Annotated in this window: 9 protein-coding genes; 1 reads left to right on the top strand and 8 read right to left on the bottom strand. The window is 41.3% G+C overall.

From position 1 onward, the window contains the following. Positions 1-194 precede the first annotated feature (194 nt). Genes ABJK37_RS16040 through ABJK37_RS16025 form a run of 4 tightly spaced genes read right to left on the bottom strand, consistent with a single transcriptional unit; the run spans position 195 to position 3,037 of the window. Positions 195-764, bottom strand: a complete 570-nt coding sequence (locus tag ABJK37_RS16040) for a hypothetical protein (protein WP_348356081.1) — start codon at positions 762-764, stop codon at positions 195-197. Between the two features lie 11 nt (positions 765-775). Continuing rightward, on the bottom strand, positions 776-1,903 hold the full coding sequence (locus ABJK37_RS16035; protein WP_348356079.1) for a hypothetical protein: 1,128 nt from the start codon (positions 1,901-1,903) through the stop codon (positions 776-778). Continuing rightward, positions 1,896-2,501 (bottom strand): prepilin peptidase dependent protein B, encoded by a 606-nt coding sequence (locus ABJK37_RS16030; RefSeq protein WP_348356077.1) that lies wholly within the window; start codon positions 2,499-2,501, stop codon positions 1,896-1,898. Before ABJK37_RS16030 ends, ABJK37_RS16035 begins: the two co-directional genes overlap by 8 nt. A 17-nt stretch (positions 2,502-2,518) precedes the next feature. Then, entirely contained in the window at positions 2,519-3,037 is a 519-nt protein-coding gene (locus tag ABJK37_RS16025) for a GspH/FimT family pseudopilin (RefSeq protein ID WP_348356075.1), read from the bottom strand. Positions 3,038-3,139: 102 nt separating this feature from the next. Here ABJK37_RS16025 and ABJK37_RS16020 point away from each other — a divergent pair, with 102 nt between their 5' ends. Beyond that, positions 3,140-3,556: a type IV pilin protein gene (locus ABJK37_RS16020; RefSeq protein WP_348356073.1), complete on the top strand. Its 417-nt coding sequence runs from the start codon at positions 3,140-3,142 to the stop codon at positions 3,554-3,556. 45 nt (positions 3,557-3,601) lie between these two features. Here the strand turns inward: ABJK37_RS16020 and ispH are convergent, their stop codons facing one another. The 4 genes from ispH to ileS are packed head-to-tail and all read right to left on the bottom strand — an operon-like array spanning position 3,602 to position 8,310. Beyond that, positions 3,602-4,546, bottom strand: coding sequence for a 4-hydroxy-3-methylbut-2-enyl diphosphate reductase (ispH, locus tag ABJK37_RS16015; RefSeq protein WP_348356071.1), 945 nt, complete (start codon positions 4,544-4,546; stop codon positions 3,602-3,604). A gap of 21 nt (positions 4,547-4,567) precedes the next feature. Then, a complete protein-coding gene (gene fkpB, locus ABJK37_RS16010) occupies positions 4,568-5,014 on the bottom strand; it encodes an FKBP-type peptidyl-prolyl cis-trans isomerase (protein ID WP_215929459.1) in 447 nt (148 codons plus the stop codon). Continuing rightward, the gene (gene lspA / locus ABJK37_RS16005) at positions 5,007-5,501 is read right to left on the bottom strand and encodes a signal peptidase II (RefSeq protein ID WP_348356068.1); all 495 of its coding nucleotides are present in this window, start codon (positions 5,499-5,501) and stop codon (positions 5,007-5,009) included. Before lspA ends, fkpB begins: the two co-directional genes overlap by 8 nt. Further along, positions 5,494-8,310 (bottom strand): isoleucine--tRNA ligase, encoded by a 2,817-nt coding sequence (ileS, locus tag ABJK37_RS16000; RefSeq protein WP_348356066.1) that lies wholly within the window; start codon positions 8,308-8,310, stop codon positions 5,494-5,496. The genes lspA and ileS overlap by 8 nt, the downstream gene beginning before the upstream one ends. Between the last annotated feature and the right edge of the window lie 37 nt (positions 8,311-8,347).

Below are 8,347 nucleotides of genomic sequence, written 5' to 3'. Positions count from 1 at the left end.
TCTCCCTTTGGGCGAGGTTTAAAAGCACCTACTCTGCGTTGCTCGAACTTACAATAGAATAACTATTGCTTCATTCGAGCGCCTTGATTAGGTGATTTTAAATCTCGCTGAGCGATCAATTGTTAGGATGGATTGGTATTAGTTCAATTGCTAACAGCGCAGTTTATCTATTGTAAATATTTGATTTCAGATATCTATGGAACGGCAAGAGCACTTGTTAAACGGTACTTGGCTTGAAAGCTTTGGGCCAGACTAATTGGTGCAATACTGCCAAATATATTGATTGTTTTGGGATCGCCATTAGTATCAAACCAAGAAACCGTAACCTGAACATTCTTAAGATCAGCATTTCGAGGTAAGTTTACTGGAAAAAATGGGGAGCCTAGTTTCACCCAACTATCAGCAACATCATCAAAATTGGTGTCGACGTAATACAAATCATCGACTTCCCATTGTGTAGTATATGTTTGCTGGTTCTCTTCGCTAGTCATCGCAAAACTTCTCTCTCCAGAGGGGATACTCCCTCCCATGTTATCGGCAATATTCTGGAACGATGAGGCACCTTCGACATGACTTAGATGCTGAAAATAACCTAGATCTGCTAGTTTTTGTTGAGCAAGATTTAACGCCACAGCGCGCAAATTAAGTTTGTTATTTGTCACTACATATTCACTTTGTAACGTGACATAACCGGTCACGCCTAACATAATAATCAGGGATGCGACTGTTACTTCAACTAAAGAAAATCCTTTTTCACTAAACATAATATTCTCGTTTAAAAATCGCGCCAACTGCCAGGCACTCGAGCCACTCGTTGTAGTTTTTGGTTATGCTGCAAGTGGTGCATGACATCTGCATTAAACACCACCCGAGTTAAGTCACTTTTAGTACCTAACTCATAATTTGCGACAATTGCCCCCAATACCGCACTGCCGCTTTGCATATTTATATCAAGATTTTTCACTGAGCCTAAAGGTCTGTAAGCAATTAAAAGTCCGTACATAAGCACATCAGAATGAAATTCAATGTCACCGTCAAACACAACTAATATAATGGGCTGCGAATCACTTCCTACTTGAGTACTGCCGCTCACTTCGCAATCGCCGTCAATCCATACAAAGCCCCAACTTCCTATATCTAAACTGTCGCAGTCATTGAAGACAAAGTCAGCTTGTTGTTGTAGCAACATCCACTCTACGGATGAAATATTAAACAAATAGCTTAAAACATCTACCGGAAATGAAGTAGACGCATCTTGTATATCTGCCAGCTTATTACTGGGATTTGAGTAACTGTTGGTTTCACAATTTCCTTCATTAAAAGCACTCAACATACAGCTATGATGGTTAGTACCTGAGAATACAATTGCGGAATCAGACCATATTGAAAATGGAGCAGAAACACCTAAACCATCTGGATTTAAGACGATTTCAAACTCACTATCATGACTAAAGCCATGTTGCACCATAAGTGGCGCTGGGGGTGGATTAAATAGTATCGGGTAAACCAGAGATTGTTCTATGATTTTAGCCTTAGCTAAACCGTCAGCTGACTCGCCATTCGCGGTCAAAGTAACAAGTTTGCGATTACCAGGTAAGTCTTCACTAATGGCTGAAACGGTAAAAGAACTGTTATCATCTAAACTTCCTGAAAGTTGCGCACCCAACCAAGCTTTGTCTACATTAAGTTTTGCCATCCCTTGATTCAGAGCGGCTTTAGCAGTTGCCTGAGCCCTTACTTGATTTTGTGTATTGAGCAATATTTGATGTTCGAATGATTGAATTTTACCGGTGTATAGCGTGACCAGCGTCACCATAATTAACAATAAAACCACTGTCAGTAATATTGCAGCTCCCTCTTGGTTAAGAAGATTTTCGGAATATTTACCTCGCCAATTATTCATAATTTTCAATTAAAATGTGAGTTGTGATTCGACGCAATATTTCAGGATGTTTTTTCAAACGCGCTTGCAAATCAATTTGGACCCGAGTTTGAATAATTTGTTGCACAGTGATTTTTTCGATTGATAGCGCAAACATCATTACCTGAACAACCTTTGGATCAGTTAAGTCATGCCAACCAGACTCGTCACATGCGGCGCCATCCAGACGAATTTCTATCGCTTTATCTTTTAGACGATAACCATAATTTTCATTTGATGAAGAAGTATCTAAGACTCCATTTTGATTGCGGTCGTAGGCGAAGTTAATACAGCTATTGGCAGCCTCAGATGGATAGGCTGCAACCTTTACACTTTTATCAAAAGGGTTTGAAACTGTTGTAGGATGTTTAACGAACTGATCGGTGTGAGCATAGTAGCCTGCTCGTTTAAGATCATGACTTAACACGGCAACAACGGCACTAACCTCCTCGTCTAATCTTGATTTTGCGAGTAGACTCGAGTTTAGCCCAATACCATGGCCAACTAAGGATGCCATTGCTGTAATGGACGCTAGTCCTAAAGTCATCGCAATCATTAATTCGACTAAACTATTACCCACTTGCTTTAACCTTAGAACTAACACGCCTCATACCCTCCAAGCCTGCTTGCTACCGCACAAATTCTAACTCGCCCCATATTGCTTAAAATCAGTTTAAGTTGTTTATCACCATCGCCAAATACTACAGATCCTGCATGTCCAATTGCCATGCCCCTATTGGAATCAAATACCGCTATGTTGTCATCGCCAAATGTAACCTTGTCGATACTGACAAATGGATAATCTGAATAATCTACTTTTTGTTCTACACCATTTAGGGTGCAGTCGTTAGAAACAGAACAGTCACATAGTCCGCTATCGCTCAATGCCGCACACCACTTAGCATTGGCACGAATTGCAACTGTCACATCAATACTTTGAGTAATCGCTGCGACTCTGGCCTGTTGAAAGGCGAAATAACTGGTTTCAGCTGCTGCTTTTAACTGCATATTTTTTTGTATTGAGTTAATTGCTGGGGCACCGAGTGACACCACAAGCACTAAAATAGAGATGGTAATGAGTAATTCTAAGAGTGTAAGACCAGAAAGGTTGTGCATTTTAGCCTCCTTACTTAGCGCCAAATTAAATTTGGCCTATAATCAAATCCTTTAAAGTAAATATAGTTCAGATTATTAAAAACGCATAAAAAGGGAATGATTATGCTTTCGTACAAACAGAATATTGCCTCACATATTCACTTAGATTTTCGAACACAATTCGGTGTTACGTTGATTGAACTGATGGTGGTAGTGATAATTATAGGGGTGTTGGCGTCTGTTATTTTTCCTTCTTTTCAACAGCAAATATTGGCGTCTAGGAGAGGCGATGGTATTACGCAATTACTGCGACTTAAAATACAACAAGAGTCTTTTCGACTAGAAAATATTAGTTATGCAAAAACAGGGCAGCTTAGCCTTCCAGAAAGTGAATATTATACTTTTGTGGTAAGTGGTGTTTCAGCGACAACTTATAGAATTAGCGCCAATGCCAAAGGTAGTCAGCTAGCGGATGAAAAATGCTTATCAATGCAAATCGATCAGTCTTTAAACAAAACACCGGCCGATTGTTTTTTATGAATAATCTAGTTTGCAGTTCCAAATAAACGGTTATCTAACAAAACGTTAAGAAAGGTTCTTAACCCTTAATTCCTTAGGTACTGCAAATTCAATATTTTCTTCACGCCCCACTCTTTCTATTGCGGCACTGGCACCCCACTCTCTTAATCGATTAACCACCCCTTGCACTAATATCTCAGGTGCAGATGCTCCAGCGGTCACACCAATATTTTTTACATTATCGAGCCAAGACTGTTGTATACAATTCGCATCAGCAATTAGATAAGCCGTTGCTCCAATTTTTTCAGCTAATTCTCTAAGCCGATTAGAGTTTGAACTATTCTGTGCGCCTACCACTAACAATAAGTCACAATCGGCAGATAATTCCCTCACAGAATCTTGGCGATTTTGAGTGGCATAACAAATATCATCTTTGCGCGGACCTTCGATGGCGGGAAACTGCAACCTCAAAGCATCAATCACTTCGGCCGTATCATCTACTGACAAAGTAGTTTGACTACAATAGTAAAGTTGAGACGGATCTTTAACCGATAGTTTGGCGACATCTTCAACCGACTCCACCAAGTAAATTCCGCCCTTAGCGTTATCATATTGCCCCATTGTACCCTCGACTTCAGGGTGCCCATGGTGGCCAATCAAAATACACTCTGTACCTTTCTTGCTGGCACGCATCACTTCCATATGTACTTTGGTCACTAATGGACAAGTGGCGTCGAACACCTTTAAACCTCGAGAGTCTGCTTCAGTGCGTACTGCTTGTGATACACCATGAGCAGAAAAAATAACAATACTGTCATCAGGTACTTCTGACAATTCATCGACAAAAACCGCACCACGCTCTTTGAGACCGTCGACCACAAATTTATTATGAACCACTTCATGGCGCACAAAAATAGGTGCAGGAAACATTTCCAAAGCACGCTCAACAATAATGATCGCTCGGTCAACACCGGCGCAAAAACCTCGTGGATTAGCAAGATGAATCTGCATAGTTATTCCTTCCTACCTTCTCTAGTTAACTGACAGTATTTCTACGTCAAAGGTAATCACCTGACCAGCTAAAGGATGATTAAAATCTACAGTAACTGAATCCCCTGTAACCTCTCGCACTATGCCTGGCAATTCGGTGCCGTCCGGTTGAGTAAACGCGATAATCATGCCTTCTTCGGCTGGTGTATCTTTACTAAATTTACTGCGCTCTAGATGGTGTAGGTTATCTGGATTAGGCATGCCAAAAGCATCATTAGCCTCTAAGGTAAATGACTTCTTATCACCGGCTTGTAGACCTAATAAACAATCTTCAAAATTAAGCGTTAGGCTACCGTCACCTATCACTAACTTAGCGGGTTTATCATTGACTCTGGTACTATCAGCGGCAGACCCATCGGCCAATTTAAGGTCGAAGTGCAATACCACTTCACTACCTTGTTTTATCAAGTTTTGCTGCAACTCAGGCATGCTTTTCCTCTTTATTTTTAAACATATCCACTATCAACAAAACGGCACCTATACAAATAGCACTGTCAGCCACGTTAAATGCGGGCCAATACCAATCTTGATAATACAACACTAAAAAATCTATTACGTAACCATACATTAATCGATCAATAGCATTGCCAATTGCGCCACCTATGATAAGACTAAAAGCCACGGGTAAAATTATTTGCTGTTTGGTGGTTTGTTTTAACCACCACAACACTAACGCACTAACCGCGAAGGCTATAATCGTAAAAAACCAACGTTGCCAACCACCAGCATCATGTAAAAAACTGAAGGCGGCACCGTAGTTATACACATGGGTCAAATTAAAAAACGGTAACACTTGAATCGCCTGATACAACTCAATGTTTTCTAAAACCAAGTTTTTAGTGTATTGATCAAGTATCAAAACCAATACCGACAACCATAAAAAACGCCAACCAGTTTGCGTAAAAACATTACGCATAAGCGCGCTTCTCACCTTCACCTTCGACATTTTCTACACATCGATCACATAGTTCTGGGTGATCTGCATGATTACCTACATCTTTTCTATGATGCCAACAACGGCTGCACTTTTGTGCGCTAGATACATTCACGGTTACTGCCAAACCGTCAACGTCAGTCCCCATTGCCTCTTCTGGAGCCGCAGCAGTTTCAACGACTTTCGCTGCCGAGGTTATCAATACAAATCGCAGTTCGTCTTCTAGTTTACTTAACTGGTTTTGCAATTCACTGTTGACGTATAGGGTTACTTCAGCTTGCAGTGAACCTTTGATCTTGCCTTCTTTACGGGTTACTTCGATACAACGGTTGACTTCATTCTTAACTGTTAGGACCTGCAGCCAAAACGCGTTGTCAAAATCGCCTGACAAACTGACTTCTTGCAATCCAGAATACCATTTGCCAGTGAAAACAAACTCATCTTGCTGCCATGGCATTTCTTGCCATAATTCCTGAGCCGTAAAGCTGGTAATTGGCGCCATCCAACGCACTAACGCTTCAATGATATGGTACAAAGCACTTTGACAAGAGCGGCGTGCATGGCTATCGCCTTTTGCTGTGTATTGTCTGTCTTTTATGATATCTAAATAAAAACTACCTAGTTCAATTGAGCAAAACTGCATAAGCTTTTGACTAACAACTAACATGTCGTAATTTTCGTAAGCTTGAATGATCTCTTGCTGAATACTATAAGCGCGGCCAACAGCCCATTTGTCTAACTCAACCATATCGTCAATGGCAACGAGATCTCTACTTGGGTCAAAGCCATTTAAATTAGCTAACAAGAATCGCGCAGTATTGCGAATACGGCGATAGGCGTCGGCTGAACGATTTAAAATTTCATCAGATACCGCAATTTCACTTCGATAGTCAGTAGAAGCAACCCATAACCTTAAAATATCGGCCCCTAACTTACCGGTCACTTGCTGCGGTGCAATTGTATTGCCCAAAGACTTAGACATCTTTTTGCCTTCACCATCAACGGTAAAACCATGGGTCAAAACTTGTTTGTAAGGTGCATGTCCTTTGGTGGCCACTGACGTCATTAACGACGACATAAACCAGCCTCGGTGTTGATCTGAGCCTTCTAAATATAAATCAGCGCTTGCAGGGATATCGTCACGTTTATCCACTACAAAATAATGAGTCACACCAGAGTCGAACCATACATCTAAGGTATCTGGAACTTTTACAAAGGTTTCTGCATCTGCACCTAACAGTGATTCTGGGTCGAGATCCCACCAGGCTTGTATGCCTTTTTGCTCTACTAATTGCGCTACTTGCTCAATTAATTGGTCGGTACGCGGGTGTAAATCACCCGTATCTTTATGCACAAACAAAGCAATAGGTACGCCCCATGTACGCTGCCTTGAAATACACCAGTCTGGTCGACCCTCGACCATTGTCTCAATACGACTTTCACCCCATTCTGGGATCCACTGTGTTTTGTGAATTTCCTCTATCGATTGCTTACGCAGGCCATTTTTATCCATGCTTACGAACCACTGAGGCGTGGCACGGAAGATAATAGGCGTTTTATGACGCCAGCAATGGGGATAACTATGGTTATAAACATGATGATGTAACAATGCACCATGCTCTTTTAGTACTTCTATAACATGATCGTTTGCTTTAAATACATGCTCACCAGCAAAAAGCTCAGTCCCTTCTAAGTAGACACCATTGGCTCCAACAGGGTTGGCCACTTCTAAGCCGTAATTTTTACCTACATTAAAATCGTCGACACCGTGACCAGGAGCGGTATGCACGCAACCAGTACCCGATTCAGTAGTAACATGGTCACCTAAAATTAAAGGTACACTAAAGTCATAAAAGGCGTGTTGTAATTTTATATTTTCTAAATCTTGGCCCTTACATACCCCAATGGTTTTGAAGTTTTCAAAACCAAAGCGTTGCATACAATCGTCGACCAAATCTGTTGCCAATACTAAGTATTCTTGAGCAGATTCGGAGCTGACTTGTACCAAACTATATTCAAGCTTTGGGTGTACACATACCGCACGGTTTGCAGGCAATGTCCAAGGAGTGGTAGTCCAAATAGCAACAGACACCTCACCTTCTACCTCAGTTGAAAAGGCTTTTGCCAAAGTTGCGGCATCATCCGCTTTAAAACGCACATCGATTGAAGGAGAATTTTTATCTTGGTATTCGACTTCTGCTTCAGCTAGCGCAGAGCCACAATCGGTACACCAATGCACTGGTTTAAAGCCTTTTTCAAGGTGCCCAGAACCCACAATAAGGCCAAGTTCGCGAATAATATTAGCTTCAGAGCTAAAGTCCATGGTCTTGTATGGCTTATCCCACTCGCCCAATACGCCTAAGCGAATAAAGTCTGCTTTTTGACCGGCAATTTGTTTCTCGGCATAGTCGCGGCATTTTTGTCTAAATTCAGCAGCAGTGACTTTTTTACCAGGCTTTCCGACCTTTTTTTCTACCATCAATTCAATAGGCAAGCCGTGACAATCCCAGCCAGGTACGTAAGGCGCGTCAAAGTCGGATAAGGTTTTAGCTTTAACAATAATGTCTTTTAAAATTTTGTTTACTGCGTGACCAATATGAATATCACCATTCGCGTAAGGAGGGCCATCATGCAGAATAAAAGGCGTGCGGCCTTTTTTGGCGTCACGAATTTGCTGATAGAGCTTTTTATCGGTCCATTGCTTTAGCATTTTTGGCTCGCGTTGGGCCAAATTACCACGCATTGGGAACTCGGTTTCAGGCAAATTTAAGGTATGTTTATAATCACTCATTGTTGGTTATATCCAAATTGGTCAATGGTTACAGTCA

It is taken from the genome of Paraglaciecola sp. (genome assembly GCF_039964565.1).
Lineage (GTDB): Bacteria > Pseudomonadota > Gammaproteobacteria > Enterobacterales > Alteromonadaceae > Paraglaciecola.
The sequence above is the reverse complement of the archived record's forward strand: the minus strand, read 5'-3'. Positions and strand labels throughout refer to the sequence as shown.

Coding starts and splice junctions, on each gene's coding strand:
- ABJK37_RS16040 (WP_348356081.1), bottom strand. CDS start 764: ATGTTTAGTGAAAAAGGATTTTCTTTAGTTGAAGTAACAGTCGCATCC.
- ABJK37_RS16035 (WP_348356079.1), bottom strand. CDS start 1,903: ATGAATAATTGGCGAGGTAAATATTCCGAAAATCTTCTTAACCAAGAG.
- ABJK37_RS16025 (WP_348356075.1), bottom strand. CDS start 3,037: ATGCACAACCTTTCTGGTCTTACACTCTTAGAATTACTCATTACCATC.
- ABJK37_RS16020 (WP_348356073.1), top strand. CDS start 3,140: ATGCTTTCGTACAAACAGAATATTGCCTCACATATTCACTTAGATTTT.
- ispH (WP_348356071.1), bottom strand. CDS start 4,546: ATGCAGATTCATCTTGCTAATCCACGAGGTTTTTGCGCCGGTGTTGAC.
- fkpB (WP_215929459.1), bottom strand. CDS start 5,014: ATGCCTGAGTTGCAGCAAAACTTGATAAAACAAGGTAGTGAAGTGGTA.
- lspA (WP_348356068.1), bottom strand. CDS start 5,501: ATGCGTAATGTTTTTACGCAAACTGGTTGGCGTTTTTTATGGTTGTCG.
- ileS (WP_348356066.1), bottom strand. CDS start 8,310: ATGAGTGATTATAAACATACCTTAAATTTGCCTGAAACCGAGTTCCCA.